General features: G+C 66.6%; 13 protein-coding genes and 2 pseudogenes. 5 read left to right on the forward strand and 10 right to left on the reverse strand.

Going from position 1 to position 14728, the window contains the following annotated elements:
- Positions 1 to 220: 220 nt before the first annotated feature.
- The 5 genes and pseudogenes from ACQEU8_RS17305 to ACQEU8_RS17325 form a co-directional block, all read right to left on the reverse strand.
- Positions 221 to 1195 carry a hypothetical protein gene (locus ACQEU8_RS17305; RefSeq protein ID WP_433101529.1) on the reverse strand — a complete coding sequence of 325 codons (975 nt, stop codon included), beginning with the start codon at positions 1193 to 1195 and terminating at the stop codon, positions 221 to 223.
- Positions 1196 to 1433: 238 nt separating this feature from the next.
- A complete protein-coding gene (locus tag ACQEU8_RS17310) occupies positions 1434 to 2036 on the reverse strand; it encodes a hypothetical protein (RefSeq protein ID WP_433101531.1) in 603 nt (200 codons plus the stop codon).
- 760 nt (positions 2037 to 2796) lie between these two features.
- On the reverse strand, positions 2797 to 3006 hold the full coding sequence (locus tag ACQEU8_RS17315) for a hypothetical protein (RefSeq protein ID WP_433101533.1): 210 nt from the start codon (positions 3004 to 3006) through the stop codon (positions 2797 to 2799).
- A gap of 68 nt (positions 3007 to 3074) precedes the next feature.
- Positions 3075 to 3296 (reverse strand): annotated as a pseudogene (locus ACQEU8_RS17320) (sulfite exporter TauE/SafE family protein); the annotation flags it as partial.
- 126 nt (positions 3297 to 3422) lie between these two features.
- The gene (locus ACQEU8_RS17325) at positions 3423 to 3599 is read right to left on the reverse strand and encodes a hypothetical protein (RefSeq protein ID WP_433101535.1); all 177 of its coding nucleotides are present in this window, start codon (positions 3597 to 3599) and stop codon (positions 3423 to 3425) included.
- Between the two features lie 69 nt (positions 3600 to 3668).
- Here ACQEU8_RS17325 and ACQEU8_RS17330 point away from each other — a divergent pair, with 69 nt between their 5' ends.
- Positions 3669 to 4187 (forward strand): hypothetical protein, encoded by a 519-nt coding sequence (locus ACQEU8_RS17330; RefSeq protein WP_433101537.1) that lies wholly within the window; start codon positions 3669 to 3671, stop codon positions 4185 to 4187.
- Between the two features lie 1019 nt (positions 4188 to 5206).
- Here the strand turns inward: ACQEU8_RS17330 and ACQEU8_RS17335 are convergent.
- The 4 genes and pseudogenes from ACQEU8_RS17335 to ACQEU8_RS17350 all read right to left on the reverse strand — a co-directional run.
- Positions 5207 to 5833, reverse strand: a pseudogene (locus ACQEU8_RS17335) (FtsK/SpoIIIE domain-containing protein); the annotation flags it as partial.
- Between the two features lie 319 nt (positions 5834 to 6152).
- A complete protein-coding gene (locus ACQEU8_RS17340) occupies positions 6153 to 7298 on the reverse strand; it encodes a hypothetical protein (RefSeq protein ID WP_433101539.1) in 1146 nt (381 codons plus the stop codon).
- 224 nt (positions 7299 to 7522) lie between these two features.
- Positions 7523 to 8431 carry a trimeric intracellular cation channel family protein gene (locus tag ACQEU8_RS17345; RefSeq protein WP_433101541.1) on the reverse strand — a complete coding sequence of 303 codons (909 nt, stop codon included), beginning with the start codon at positions 8429 to 8431 and terminating at the stop codon, positions 7523 to 7525.
- A 231-nt stretch (positions 8432 to 8662) separates the two neighbouring features.
- Complete coding sequence (locus ACQEU8_RS17350) at positions 8663 to 9325, reverse strand: DUF4232 domain-containing protein (RefSeq protein ID WP_433101543.1); 663 nt, start codon at positions 9323 to 9325, stop codon at positions 8663 to 8665.
- A gap of 820 nt (positions 9326 to 10145) precedes the next feature.
- On the opposite strand from ACQEU8_RS17350, the gene ACQEU8_RS17355 reads away from it, so the two are divergent.
- From ACQEU8_RS17355 to ACQEU8_RS17370, 4 genes are all read left to right on the forward strand, one after another.
- Positions 10146 to 10778 carry a DUF4232 domain-containing protein gene (locus tag ACQEU8_RS17355; RefSeq protein WP_433101545.1) on the forward strand — a complete coding sequence of 211 codons (633 nt, stop codon included), beginning with the start codon at positions 10146 to 10148 and terminating at the stop codon, positions 10776 to 10778.
- 442 nt (positions 10779 to 11220) lie between these two features.
- Positions 11221 to 11955, forward strand: a complete 735-nt coding sequence (locus ACQEU8_RS17360; protein ID WP_433101547.1) for a glycosyltransferase — start codon at positions 11221 to 11223, stop codon at positions 11953 to 11955.
- Positions 11956 to 12009: 54 nt separating this feature from the next.
- Entirely contained in the window at positions 12010 to 12513 is a 504-nt protein-coding gene (locus tag ACQEU8_RS17365) for a cupin domain-containing protein (protein WP_433101549.1), read from the forward strand.
- A gap of 83 nt (positions 12514 to 12596) precedes the next feature.
- Complete coding sequence (locus ACQEU8_RS17370; protein WP_433101551.1) at positions 12597 to 13505, forward strand: DUF72 domain-containing protein; 909 nt, start codon at positions 12597 to 12599, stop codon at positions 13503 to 13505.
- A gap of 23 nt (positions 13506 to 13528) precedes the next feature.
- Here the strand turns inward: ACQEU8_RS17370 and ACQEU8_RS17375 are convergent, their stop codons facing one another.
- Positions 13529 to 14632, reverse strand: a complete 1104-nt coding sequence (locus ACQEU8_RS17375) for a hypothetical protein (protein WP_433101553.1) — start codon at positions 14630 to 14632, stop codon at positions 13529 to 13531.
- Positions 14633 to 14728: the final 96 nt, after the last annotated feature.

Raw genomic sequence — 14728 nt, forward strand, 5'->3', positions numbered from 1 at the left:
GATGCCGGTGGGTGGTGGAGGGGGGCACACGCGCAGGTGCTCAGACGTCTGCCCCGCCATCGTGGCTGACTTTCCCCACTTGAGGTACCAGAGGTGCACCCCTTCGGCAGCTATGGCATTTCTGCCCCGAACCTTCGCCCTCTCGCAGCACGCATATCGGCAGACCCAGCCCGATCGGAGAGCCCCAGCTTTCACGCACAAAAGAAACTCAGTCACTCCTTCAGGAAGTCATAGTCGCAGTGCTATCGAAAAAAGGCTCTGCCCATTCCACCCCAAAGTTCTCGGTGGCGTATAGGGCCTGCAGTACGAGCCGTTTAAATCGCTCCTGAGGAGATGGAGCCGTGAACGGCGGGCGATCCGGCTCCCCTAGCATCCATTCATCTGAAATTGATTCATTCGCGTACTGAATACCGAGAATTTCGAGAATGTAGAGAAACTCGGAAGTGAGGCCATTTTCGGGCCTCACTGTCGCCAGTGCCAGGGAGCGGCAGATATCAAGCGCCACCTTTCCCTTGGTCGACGCCTCATACATGCTGGCCACAGGGCTCGGCTGAGCCAGGAGTCCCGAGGCGGCCAACACGTGAACTCGATTGCGAACTGTAGTAGCCGAAACCGAGATGCGCTTCGCCAGATCAGGCATGTTGAAAAAGCCCTTCCTGGCGATTGATTCAATGATGGCTAGGTTGAGGCCCGGGATTCCGCTTTGACTGCCCACCGGGTCAAAATCCTTGGAAGAAAAACCGCCAAGAATTATCGAGATTAGTAGATCCTTGGACAAGCGCTCTTTGAGCACTTGATTCACGGTTTCTCTGTGCTCTTCCTTGTCCGAGTCGAAATCCTGTGGAATCCAGATGGTGCGAAGACGCTGAAGGCGATCCCGCATGGGAGTTTTTTTGGCGTCGGTGATGATTTCGTGAACAGTACTGCGATTCTTAACGGTATCTCTGGCGACGTAGAGAGTGACTTTAGATTCCTCGTCGGCCAGCAAGATTCTGAGATCTTTGTCGATCCCCTCCGCGTGTTTCCAGAGGGTCTGCCCGCTGACTAGCCGAGACCAATCGCGCACCAAGTCGCAAGTGAAGTCGAATTTCTTCCGCTCTGCCTCTTTGAACCCGTAAAGTCCCGTTTGGGAAAGTTGCGCCAAGAGTTCAAGGGTCTTGGCTGAAAGAAACTTGTGCTCGTCGGACTCCGCCACTATGCCTCCCTTACCGCTGACGACTTGTCCGCCAAGCTTCGCAGGTGCCTCTGACAAGAGAGAGCGCTCGGCGGTGGTCTGAAGGTGTTGCCGAGCAGCGAGGTCGTAAGCTCAATTCGGGTAGGGCCCTCAGCAGTTCAGAGGTCGTTCTCGATCACGCACGCGTGAAGCGGAGAGCCACTGGCGGAGGCTGACAACCGGGCCACGCTGCGGCCCGTGACTGCCTCCAGTCCGGCAATCACTCCAACTCACCCAACGCGCATAGCCCATTGCCCTTGGGCTCCCACACCCGGGGCGCCCCGAGGTCCGTCTCCCACGTCGCGCGCTCCTCAATCCAGTGCGAGTACCCGAAGAAGTTGTCGAGAGGCGAGGCCCGCGGCCAGGTACTACGCGCAGCACGCTCACGCTGCTCCCGTAGTTCCCGACGCTCCTCCACCAGTCGCCTAGCTGCACGGGGGAACGACAGCTCGATTGACTCGCCGGGGCCGACCTGCTCCTCGTGTCCATCCTGGACTTCGTCGTCGACCGTGACGCGCACGTGCACCTTGTACGCGGTGTACTGAGTGCTTTGATTCGTCACGATGTACCGGCCGGGTCCGGCCCACTCTCCGCCCCAAATCACGTCGTGTCGTTCGGTCTCCCGCTCGACCTGGCCTCGCGTCATCGTGTTCGCCTCTTCGGCGAGCCGGTTTGCCTCGCGCGCGAGGCCGTTCGCGGCCTCCGCCTTCGTGTTCGCCGTATTGGACTTCGTGTTGGCCTTCGCCGAGTACACGAGCCCAACCACACCGGTGATCACACCGAGCCCACCCGTGACAGCGCCAATCAAGTCCCCGGCATCCATCTCTGAAGGATAGGCACAAAGCCCCCATGTCGCTCACCTGACTGACTGCTGACCGTGATCGCGTAGGAACGCCGACGGGGCGGTCGTGGCCTCCCAGATACCAGGTACCGGCCTCGGAGAGCGCGCGCCCGTACAGTAGTGAAGTACAGCAACCACTCCGCCTGTCTTAAACCGCTACCCGCCCTGTAAAGCCAGTCGGCCGCTCCAGTTGACCTCACCAACCGCCCCGCCCGTAGTTCGGGACGAAGAGATCCGCACTGGCGCGGGGCTGCACGACAGCGCACCAGATGCGCACCAGAACGAGCGGTGAACCGCGGTCAATGCCGGTTGTCACGCGCCCACCATCGGCAACCGACGAAGCGACATTTACCCAGCTCAGCCACCCAACTGCCCCCACCCGCCCCGTGATTCCCAAGCTCAGAGCGCGGGTTCGATTCCCGTCGCCCGCTCCATGATGAAGACCCAGGTCAGAGACCTGGGTCTTGTTGGTTGTGTAGACCTGCTGTGGCCCTCCCTGTGGCCTGCGCCACTTGGCGTTGCAGGGCCGCGAATTCGCTTCCACAAGCCCAGCTCTTACTTGGAGCTCTTGTCATTTGCGGGTCTGCCGCGGCACGAGGCGTGCCGGCGGTCCGACGCAGAGCGGGAGGCTGGGCACACGGGCCTCAGAAGGCGAGCCGGTCGGACCCCGGCGGCCATGCCGTTTGAGTGTTGAGTTTCTGGAGGTCCCGGAGAGGCGGATCTCCGAGTCGTCTCGGCAACGTCAGTTGTGACGGGCGAGCTTGATGGCGGAGACGAGCAGGATTGCGGCCAACGCGGGGATGAGCACAAGGTCCGGGGACACGCCCAGGAGCAGCCCGCCCAGCATCGCGCCGGCGACGGAGCCGACGGCCATGACCAGGGTGAAGCGGAGGTTGGCGCCGAGGACCGCGAAGCTGCCATCACGGCTGTAGCGGGCGAACGCCACCAGCATCGTCGGAGTGATACCAGCAGCGAAAGGCTTCCCGCGGTCTTGATGTCCACCCCGAACAGCAGCACGATCGTCGGAATCAGCAGCTCGCCCCCGGCCACACCCATGATCGCCGCGACCACCCCGATGCCGAACCCGGCCACGACACCGCAGGGCACCTGGGCCCACAGCGGCAGCGCCACCGTCCCCAGGGTGGTGGTGTGTGTGATCACCAGGGCGGTCGCCATGAGCACCATCAGCGCCGCCAGCACCTTGTAGAGGGTGGCGCTGCGCATGCGCACCGCCCAGGTCGCTCCGGCCCAGGCCCCCGGCCAGCAGGTTGACCGCGACCGGCCAGCGTGCGGCCACCTCGGCGGCCGGTACCGCCGTCAGCCGCGCAGGCAGCGCGACCAGGACCACGACCAGGCTCATCGCCTTGTTCAAACGACTGCCGACAGCGCGGCGAACCCGAAGAGGCTGATCAGCAGCGGCAGCCGGAACTCCGCGCCGCCCAACCCGATCATCCCGCCCAGAACACCGATGGCCGCGCCCGCACCGAACACCACAGGTACCGAGTAGGCCGAGCGGAGACGAACGAGGTCCAGATCAGCGATCATGACGGCATCCTCGCTACTTGCCGTCCCTGCCCGCTACGGCAAGGTCTCGTCTTCGGGAGAAGGCACCAGGTGCCGTTCACCATTCGTCCGGACCGCGCAGGAGTCGTCGAGCACCTCGCGCATCTGGAGGCGGACAAGCTGGAGTACGCCGGAGGTGTGCTCATCACGAGGTACAACGACACTCGCCAGGTACTCAACGACGCCGGACGGCCCTGCAACCCGGCGGCCGTGGTGCGTGAGGTCGACGCGGTGGACCGCTTCGCGCCGGCCGAGCACGAGTTCGCCGTCACCCCCGCCGCCCGGCGCCTGGCCCGCGGTGAAGTGAAGATGCAGGAGGTCATGGGCACGATCGAGGTCCGCGATCGCATCCACACCATGGCCCTCTACAGCCTCGCTCTTCAGCTCGCCGTGTTCAGCCGCAAGGGCGTCCAGCGGTCCCTCGACCAGGGCGCGCGCTCATGGACGAGTCGATCGGCGGGCCGCCGCGGCTGTCCAGCGTCAACTGACGCTTCTCACTGCTCGCAGCGAGACGGAGTGCTACGCCCAGTGCCTCCGCCACGGGCGGGCGAAGGCAGCCAGAAAGCATGAGTTGACCTACGGCGAGAAGAACGGCATCAGTTCACCCCGGTCCTCGCCGTCCTCGCCGTCCTCGCACAGGCATGGCCCTCGATGAACAGGACAGTGTCCGTCCGAGCCTCTCGCCTGCGACGGCATCCCGATACGGCGGAGAGTGCACCCCGACCGCCCCGGCGCGCCTGCCTGGAGGCGCGCGTCGTACCGAACCACACCGGCAACCCACCTGCCTACTGCCCCGGCCCGCCGTCCCATTTGAACCGCAAGGCTCGATGGTGCGTAGTGGCCCAGTAGTCCCTGGACAGGTTCACGATCGACGGCTAACGGAGGACTCGTGCCTACCGGAGAAAACAGTAATGACCAGCAAGATGCGGATCGGATACGCCAGCCCGACGCCGCGAACCGCGACGCTGATCCATGGGCAAGGCTGCGAGAGCTAGCGGCGGGCCCGATGGGACCGGAGACGCTCGCGACGATGCGCGAGATACTCGAGACGATAGAGGATCCCGGGCGGGCTCCTATGCTGCCAGGTCCTGCCGTGGGGCCGCACGAACGGGCAGTACTCCAAGAAGCGGGATTCGTGCCCCGTGTTCAGGGGAATCAGCTCCCCCCTTATGTCCAGAACGCCGGGAATGATCCGAACAACATGCCTCAGCAAGGTCGCGGGGCGCAGCCTCCCGGTTATCGCGCTGCTACTGGCGGGAACGGTGAAGTGGCCCGTTACGCCGCGCTGGAACAGGACCGCTCGCCCTCTCGTGGCCGACAGAGGGATCAGTCCGGCAATTCCGCTGAGCCGAACAATTCGCGAAGCAGCAATACATCTCCGCAACGTCCGCCGTCACCCGGCAGGCGCAGCCGCTGACAACGCGGATCGCGAGAGCCTCGGCTTCGCCGGTCAGCCGATCCCGGCCAGAACATCAGCGTCCGACTCGGCAGGGTGTGGGCTCGTCTACCGGTGAAGCCAACAAACGCCGAGTCGGCGCGGGCGTCACCGACGAGTCCATGCTGTCCATGGCCCTCGACCTACACGACCAGGAGATGAGCTGACCGGCGAGCCCGGTGATCAGGTGCCGCAGGTACATCGACTTGCCCGACAGGGTGGCGCCGAGCGCCAGCTCATGCGGGGTGGGAGGAAGTCCCGTACGAACGCGGTCGCTTCCTCCCGCACGGCGACCGGTACCCACAGGAACCCGCCGCCTGCCTTACGCGGCATCCGTACGCGCCGCGGCACATCGAAGCCGCGAGCCGCAGCTCGACCACCCCGGGCTTGACCGGTTCGACGTAGACGGCGTGCACGCCCGACACATGCTGCAGCCGCTCAGCGGACGCGGCGACATCGGCGGGCTCCTGCCCCGGCGCCAGGCGAAGTCGCAGCCGAAGGCCCGCCGAAGTCGGCCGGAGCCTCCCCCGCCGAGGCGGACCCGGCCGCGCCTCCGCCGCATCGTGACCCGTACGGCCAGCGCCCGTAGACGGGAGGGCCGCACCCTCAGCCCGCACGAGTCCATCACCGACCCGTACGAGCCCACCAGCCGGAGGGCCGAGGCAGGCATGCCCACCGCCGACCAGTACGCGGCCGGGTGCCCAGCCCGGAGGTAGGCAGCCCCGCCACCCAGTGCAGCCACCGGGCCGCCTACCTCCACCAGCGTCGTCAGGTCGGACACAGGTCTGGCCCCCACGCCCGCCGGAACAGCGCTAGGCGAGAGCTGACGGAAGCCGAGCTTTGGACCGCAGTTGGTGGGGAGCCACCCCGTCGCGCGGGCACGATGCGACGCATCGTTTACGCCGAACACGCCTCTGTCCGGGAGCGGTTGAGGGGCATGCCCAGTCGACTTCACCTAGATGACCAGGAGCTGTCCCCCTGATTCATACCCGCTCCCCTACCTTGCGTTGCGCGCCCAGAGAACGCGGCACCCCCCCCGGCCGGGCCAGCCGTCGGGACGAACCAATGGGAACTCAGGCGCGGCGAACTGGCCTGCGGCATCAAGGGTCGGTACCTCCACCCTGCGCGTCCGCGGGTTCATCTGCCGCGTACGGGTGGACGTACCGGTCAGCATTGAACGGCTTGAACCAGCTCGCGAGGTCCATGGGGGCAACGCCGAGGTGCGCACCCACCGGGCTCTCGTCGATGCCGTCCTTCGAGTCGTCGTACAGCCACTCGTGGTCCATGTCCTCGTAGACGAGGTCGGCGAAGCACTCCAGCGCTGCCGAGACCCCGTCGGTGAGCAGCTCGAACGTCTCCAAGGTCACCTCGGCGGTGGTCAGGAGGAGTCGCAGTGCCAGTTCCTCAGCGACACAGCTCAGTTGCTGGAAACTGCCCTCGGTGAAGCGAGTGGTGAGGGCGACGGCAGTCACCAGGAATCGGCGTGCGAAGCGGGCGTCGTACTGCAGGGCATAGCGCGGCGGCAGGTCGTCCAGCAGCCATAGCGGCTGGTCACACTCTGCGACGTTCGTCTTCTCCTCTGCCAGTGAGAAGGCGTCCTGGAACAGTTCGTCCAGGAGCACGTCGGTCGCCCAGACCACCGCTCCGGCCGCCAGCTCCGCGTCCTCAGGGGACACTGCGGAGTCAGCGAACTCTGGCTCGTCGTCCTCGTCGACGGCCCCGAACATCCCCGGCCCGAAAGACCGCAGCCGCGCGGACAGCGCACGCATCCGGGCTTCCGCCGCCTTCGAATCGGCAGCCACACGGGCCGGGTCGACAGTGGTTCCGGCGGCCGGCTCGGCCAGCTTGGCCCGTCGGGAGGCCACATCCGACGGCGGCCCGTCCGGGCCGTCCGCCGCCTCCAGACTCTCCTTGGCAAGCTCGGGGTGGAGTTCGACCTCGCACCGCTCCACCGTCCAGTCGGTCAACAGCTCCGAACGCTCAAGGACTTCCTCCGCCAGGATGCGGACCGCCTGCTCGGCGAACTCCAGCGCCGGCGCATCCACGAACACTTTCAGCAGTGCCCCTCCGGGATAAACGCCCACGAAGGTGTCCTCGACCCACACCTCCACACCATCCGGGCCCTCGACCGACTCAGCCGCCCCGAAGCCCTGTTCCAGAAGAGCGCCGGCGCCGACCCGATGCAGCTCATCCATCTCTGGCGCGCCACTCGGTATCTGCGCGTCCACCGTCACCGCGTACGTCACGGCCCTCAGCCTGTCAGGGCGAGACACCACTTGCAGCAGCAATGACAACTTCCACTCCACATTCGAAAGTTGCCGAGCCCCCCCATGCCGCGCGGCATCCGGGGTTGTCGGGCCGTCTCCTCGCTGCCATGTCCCGTCTGTGCCCTCCAGGCCGGTCACCAGGGCTCAACAGGCCCTCGCCGTACGCTCCGAATCAGGGCGTTTCTCGCAGGTCAGCCAGCCCCTCAACTCCGTAAGCGCAGTTGTTTTCCAAGCTCGGAGTTGGGGTTCGGTTCCGTTGCCCGTTCCACTTTCCGGTCTGGTCGGTGTCGGGTGGGGTGGTGGAGGAGGAGGCGGGGGTCTGGGATTCGGGGTAGGGGTGGGCGGGTGTCCTGGCGGTGGGTGGATGCGCTCGTGTGGAGGCGTGGCAGGGTGATCGTGTCGGCTTCCATGGTTGCGGTGGTCGTGTTTGTCGGTGGTGGCTGTTGCCGCAGGCCGGCGAAGGGGTTGCGCCAGAAGTGCGAGCGTGGGGTGCGCCAGTTGTAGCGGAGGGCGAGGAGTCGTAGTCCGAAGGCGAAGAGGGTGGCGCCGATGGCGGTGCTGACGTTCAGCAGTCCGGTGTAGTGCAGCAGGGCGGTCGAGGTTGCGCCGACTAGGGCGGGCAGCGCGTACAGGTCGCGGTTCCAGCGGAGGAGCGCCGGCTGTTCGAGTGCGAGGAGGTGCGCCAACACGCCGCCGCCGAGGGCACTGGCGCTGCCGAGCGTGACTGCGGCCGGAATGATGAAGCCGTGGTCGAGAGCTTTGATCGTGCCGGTGACGCTGAAGAGTCCGAGCGCCGCCGCGTCAGAGATGTCGAACAGCCTGCCCTCGTGTACTTCGCCGTCGTGGCGCAGGTGGTGGCCGAAGTACACGACTGCCGCGGTGGCGCAGGGGGTGAAGAAGTAGCCGAGATCGGTGAAGGCGACGGGAGTGACCCCGAGGACCAGGTCCCGGAAGAGGCCACCGCCCAGGCCCGCCGCCTGACTGAGGATGACCGTGCCGAAGATGTCGAAGTCCTTGCGTACCGCGAGGAACGCTCCTGAGAGCGCGAAGGCGAAGATGCACAGGAGGTCCATCGCGTACTGGACGGTGCCGCTCAGTTCGTCGATCGGCATCGGATTGGCCTCCCTGAAGGTGCTGGTCGGCACACCTGCCACTCATGCTTGGCTACGTCTGCCATTAGCGCTTGGCTCTCTTTACGGTGCGCGGCAGCGGGTGGTTCACGGCTCTGTAAGGGACATCCGTCGCACGAAGGGGTCGAGGTTCGTGGTGTGGGGGGTGTGCCCAGTGGTCTGTCTGGGGGGAGGCACCCCTTGCGGGGTGCACTCCTTGCGGGGTGGTGCGGGTTACTGCATTGCTTCTTCGAGGGTGTTTTTCCAGTAGGTGACGGTGGAGTTGTCGCTGAGGGCGAGGCCGGCGCCGGTGGGGGCGTTGACCTTGGCGGTGGCGCCGGTGGCATGCAGGCTGCGGTCGGCCAGTTGGACGGTGAGCTGCTTTTCGCGGTGCATGTTGCCGCCGTTGCCCTTCTCCAGGCTGAGCGCGGCGTAGGCGGACCTGCCCGGCTGGAGGGAGATCACGGACTGGGGCTTGCCGCCGCCGGTCTGGATCGGGGCCTGGGCGTTCGGGTAGCCGACGAAGGGGTGTCCGTACAGGTCGCAGCGGGTGCTGCCGTTGTTGGTGGCCTTCAGCAGGATGACCGGCGCGCTGCCGCCGGTGTGCTGGAGCCGGATGGAGACCTTGCCGACGGTGCAGGTGGAGGTGTTGGCGCCCGCGGTTGTGGCCTCTGTCTGCGGGCTGGTGCCGCCGCCGGCCCTGTTGCCATCGTTGCCGCCGTTGCCGGTCGAACCCGAGTTCTTCGCCTCGGGGTTCTTCGATGCTCCGGCGGAGGGCGAGGAGCCGGCGTCGTTGTCCTTGCCGCCGTCGTCCTGGCAGGCGGTCAGCGAGAACGTGGCGGCGGCAGCGACAGCGATGAGGCCTGCGGTACGGGCAGTGTGGCGAATGGTCTTCATGAAAGGTCCCCCTGGATACGAGATGCGGCCCGGCCGCCCGCTTGCGCAGGGTTCCCCCGGCCGGGCCACTGGTCGTTACGGTCTGTGTGATGGCGCCGGGCGGCGGGTTGTTCACGGGATTCCAGGTGATCCACGTCACCCCGTTGTTCGTATCGCGCGTCGCATCTCTTCCGCCCGCGCTACGTGACGCCTAAGCAGCTGCGAAGTCGCTTCCGCGGGAGGGGCGGGCGTTGCTCAAGACGACGGACTGCTTGGTGAGGCGGTACCGGCGAGGGGCAGTACGCGGGGCGTCGGTCAGGTTGGGATATGGGCCTCGTACCGCTGGCCCGGTTCGTGCGCCGGGAGGCGCCTTCCGTCTCCTGCGTGCGGGCGGGAGGCGTGGAGTGCGGGCCGGTTCGTGATGCGTCGTCGTCGCTGGCCGTCATCGCCCGTTGTCCGGCTCGGCGGACGAGGGTGTGGCTGAGGAGGCCAAGGCGGCGCCTGCTGTGTTCGACGGCTGGTCGGTTACGGATCTGCCCCAGCGGTCGTCGGCCTTGGGGGGCCGTGGTGAGGGCAGTGGAGGAAGGCGGTCCGGATGAGCGGCAGCGCGGGTATCGACGCGGCGCTCCATATAGCTTTCGGGCCCATTTTCCGGGGTGAACGGTGGTGCGGGGCCCGGGTGTGCCGGGGGTGGCAGCGCGCGTGAGGGCTGGTCGTTTGTCACAGGCGTGTAAGAGGGGGTGGTCGGGCGTGAACATTTCCGGGGCCGCGTGGATCGGAGTGATCAGCAAATGCTCACTCGTGCCGCGCAAGGCGGCACCGAACGCAAAGGGAAGAAACCATGCGCGCTCGCAAGCTCACCCTCGCCGCCCTGGCCCTCGCCGCGGGGCTCTCGCTCACCGCCTGCCAGGGCAAAGAGGACTCCGCCGCGAACTCGAACGGCTCCGGTTCCGACTCCTCGTCCTCGGCCGGGACCTCCGGCGGTGGCGCATCCGAGAAGAGCGTCGCGAACACCAGCGACAACTCGAACGCCGATGAGTCCGCCCCCGGCAGCGGAGGCGGGCAGATCTCCACCGGCCCCTGCAAGACGGCCAACCTCGACTTCAGCACCTCCCACGGGATGGCCGAGGGCGACCTCATCGTCAGCATGGAGAACACCGGTGGCGATGCCTGCTCGCTCAAGGGCTTTCCCGGCGTCGACCTCATGTTCCAGGACGCCTCCAAGGGCCTCAGCGCCAAGCGCAGCAACCTCGCCGCCCGGGCCGTCACCCTCAAGTCCGGTGAGGCGACCCGCTTTACCCTGCACTACCCGCCGAACAACACCGGTGGCACCGGGGTGCACGTCAGCAGCATCCTTGTTACCCCGCCCGATGAGACGCACTCCAAGAGCCTCTCCGTCAGCTTCGACATTCCTGTCCAGGCCGGTGCCGGCCAGAAGGTGGAGGTCGATCCCGTCGGCACCGGTAAGCAGTGAGGCGGTGACGCCTGGTGCAGCGCACGCTCCTCCTGTGAGAGCCGCACCGGTGTAGGCGTTCTCCGCGTGGAGGCGGCGCCTTGGGTGTGTCCGGTGGCGCTTGCGTACCCGGCATCGAGGGCTGCGCTTGCCCACCCTGCGCCCTGGGGGTACCCCCTGCTCGAAGAGCTTGGGGGAGCAGACTGCCCAAGCTTCGCGGGGGGCGCTTGACCGCCATACCGACCGGTCGGTGAGCGCCGCCCCCACCGCCGAGCGGGCTGAAGCCTGAGCAAGCAACGGGGCCGCACGTGGCTCCGTTGCTCCCCTCTCCTCTCGGGGCCCTGTGTCGGCCCCGTCCTTCGCGGCTACGCCAACAGGCCACCAGCACACGGGACATGTGTCTCAGACCGGCTACGATGATCGATTATGGCCACATCGCAGGCCTTTGGAGAGGAAGCGCCTCATGCCAACGATCAGCGTGATCACCTGTGTGTCCAATGGTGGTCACCAATTCCTCGGGGAGACTTACCAATCCCTGCGGCAGCAGAAGCTTCCGGGAGACTGGAAATGGCAGTGGTGCGTCCAAGAGGATGACTACACCGGAATCATCGCCGATGTCCTTCCCGAGGACCCCAGGATTTCGATCGAATCCGGGCTGCCGGCACGTGCGGCAGTGGCACGAACGCACGGACTCGCGCGCGCGACCGGCGAATTGATCCGGACTCTGGATGCCGATGATGTGTTGTTGCCAGGGGCGCTGGAACGTGACATCGAGACGCTGGAACGAGTTCCGTGGTGTGTATCCGCATGCCTTGACCTCCATCAAGACGGCAGCACATCACCGGGGCCGCATGATCCCGAGGGCGGCCCGGTCGAGCCTGGCAGGTTTTTCAACGAAGTGGCGGTGGAACGTCGGCTGTCCGTACAGGCGACTACGTTCGCAGCGCACCGTCCTCTGGTACTCGCGCTCGGCGGTTGGCAGGCGCTGACCGGAGCCGAAGGGATAGCGCTACTGCTGGCTGCGGAGGCTGTCGCGCCCGGTGAGTTCATCGCGGAGCCGAGCATTCTTTACCGAAGACACCCCGGCCAGACCACGGCGACGGATCGCTACTGGAACCCGGCAGAGACGGCCACGAGAAGAGAAGCGGGTATTCAGCGAGCCGAGGCGTTGCGAAAGGCCGGTTGGAGATGGTCGTGAAATCCCGCCAAGGGCCGTAGGCCGTCCGATGGCGGGCTGGAGCACAATGTGGCCATGACCGATGACCAGGCCGACGCCCATGACCGTCCGTTGCTGCGCCGTCCGCAGGACGGTGAACTCATAGATGTCGCCGGTGTGGCGCACTTTTTCCGGCTGACCGGTGAGCACACGGGTGGGCACTTCGCGTTCGAGGAGTTCAGTCTGGCGTCCGGCACCATCGGTGCCAGGCCACATGTGCACGAGGGACATGACGAGTACTTCTACGTGCTCGAGGGGGAGTTGACGCTGCACAACGGGGACGGTGAGGTGACCGTCGGGCCCGGGCATCTGCTCGCCGCCACTCGCGGCACACCGCACGGCTTCCGCAATGCGGGCTCGGTGCCCGCACGGGCACTGTGCCTCTACACGCCCGCCGGCTACGAGAACTATTTCCGAGACGTCCACGCTGCCGTAAGCGCCGGAGCCGAGGCGACCGACGAGCTGCTGGCCGAATTCCGCAGCCGCTATCGGACCCGGTCCCATCAACTTCCCGCGGACAAGCCCGAAGTGCTCCCGTAACACCGCCCCCTACGACACCGAACCGGCGGCGAGCAAACGCGGAATGTCCGTCTGGGCGCGGGTCCGATGGGTAACCGCGCGGCATGGGCGAGATCCTGGTGGGCACATGCTCGTGGACCGACCCGATGCTGGTGCGGAGTGGTTGGTATCCGGTGGGGCGGCGGGACGCCGAGGGGCGTTTGCGGCACTATGCCGAGCGGTTTCCGGTCGTGGAGGTCGACGCCGGGTACTACGCGCTGCCCGGCGAGCGGAACAGCCGACTGTGGGTGGAGCGGACGACGACCGGGTTCGTCTTCGATGTGAAGGCGTTCTCGCTGCTCACGGGCCATCCCACGCGGAGTGCGGTGATGCCGGACGGGTTACCGGCCGATGCCCGGGACCCGGGGGTGCTGGACGAGGTGTGGGCACGGTTCGCGGCCGGAATCGGGCCGCTGCGGCGGGCCGGGCGGCTGGGGAGCGTGCTGTTCCAGTTCCCGCCGTGGTTGCGGCCCGGGGCGCGGGCGGAGGCCTGGCTGGCGGAGACCGCCCGGCGGACGGAGGGGTGGCCCGTCGCCGTCGAGTTCCGGCATCCCGGGTGGTGGCAGGAGGGGCAGGCCGAGGCGACGGGTGCGCTGCTCGCGCGGTACGGCATGGCCGCCGTTGCCGTCGACATGGCGCAGACGCTCCCGTCCTCGATACCACCCGTCGCCTGCGTCACTTCTCCGCGGCTGTCGCTCGTACGGTTCCACGGGCGCAGCGCCGCTTGGCGGACCGGGAGCAAGGAGGAGCGGTTCCGGTACGCGTACAGCGAGGCCGAACTCGCCGAGTGGCTGCCCCGGCTGCGTGACCTCGCCGAGCGGGTCGAACAGCTGCACGTTCTGTTCAACAACTGCTGCGGTGACGCCGCCGTACGGGCCGCCGAGGCGATGACGCGGCTGCTCGGCCGAGACGTCGACGGACGCCTCATCCGGCCGGCTTCGGCTCCGTCAGCCGGTCCGGCTCCGAAACCCTGACCGTCGGGGTGGGCGGCTTCGGGTCAGTCCGCCTGCGCCGGGGGTTTCGGCGGTGGGCGGGTGGGGGTCGATGAGCCGCTGGCGGCGGCGAGGACGTTCCGGGCCTGGGTGTCGACGAGCCGGGTGAAGATCTGCTGGGCGTAGCCGAAGATGATGGCCCAGGAGATGATCTGCGCTGAGGAGTCCAGGGCGGTCAGGCCGGGGACGAATCCTCCGCGCATCAGCAGAATGCCGAGTACGGCGGTCAGTGCGCCCATGGGCAGCTTCAACAGGGCAAGTGCGAAGGGCACGTTGTACGGTTCCGCGGTGCCGCCGATTCGCCTGATGGTTGCGGCTGCCGCGATTCCGGCGGCCACCAGTCCCACGAATTCGACGGTGAAGTAGTCAGCGGGGGCCGTTGTTGCCGCGAGGCTCGTATCGACGTGCTGTGACCGGGCGTTGGGGGACGACCCTGTCGGGCAGACGACGTGGTATTCGTCGGCGCCCGAGGCCCGGTCGGGCGAGAAGCACAGCGGGACGGTGTCGTCGAAGAACCAGCCCAGGAGGGCCACCAGCACCATTCCGACGGCCAGGCCGCCCGCGACCCAGCGCACGATGTTCACGAAACTGCGGACACGTAGCGTCTTCTGGATGCGGACATGCCGGGCCACGCTCACCGCGTCCAGGATCGACTCCCGCTCGGCATCGGTGATTTTCGTGGGGGATCTGGCGATTCTCTCGACGGCGATGCGCCGGGGGTCGTCGGGGGGCAGCGCCTCGCGTACCGACGCCAGCACTCCCGGCATCATCGACACGATTTCTTTCGGGTCGGAAAGGCGCAGCAACAGATTGTGCGCGGTGTCGACGTGAATCTGCCCCACCGCGACATGCGACGCGGACCGCTTTCTCTTGTGGTCGTGGGTCAGCACGCTGCGGGCGCTGCTCAGCTCGTCCCTCGCCTTGTCGAGCAGGTCCTTCTGGGCCTTGTCGTGCGTACGCCACCGGTCCTCGAGGAGAGCTTGGAGTTCGTTGGTACGCGCGAGGAGGACCTGGCGAAGTTCCCATGGGCCGTGTTCCCCCGCCGGGGTTGTTCCGTTGTTCTCGGTGTCAGCGTTCTCTTTCGGCCCGGGACTGCTGTCGCTGCTCATGCAGCTGATTCTTACGACTATTAGGGTGAAACGGCGGTCCGAGATCCGCCGCTTCAGGCGAAAGAGGTACTTCTCTTAGGCCTTGAGGGCTATGCC

The sequence above is a fragment of the Streptomyces sp. CA-250714 genome (assembly GCF_050936705.1).
In the GTDB taxonomy this organism is placed as follows: Bacteria; Actinomycetota; Actinomycetes; order Streptomycetales; family Streptomycetaceae; genus Streptomyces.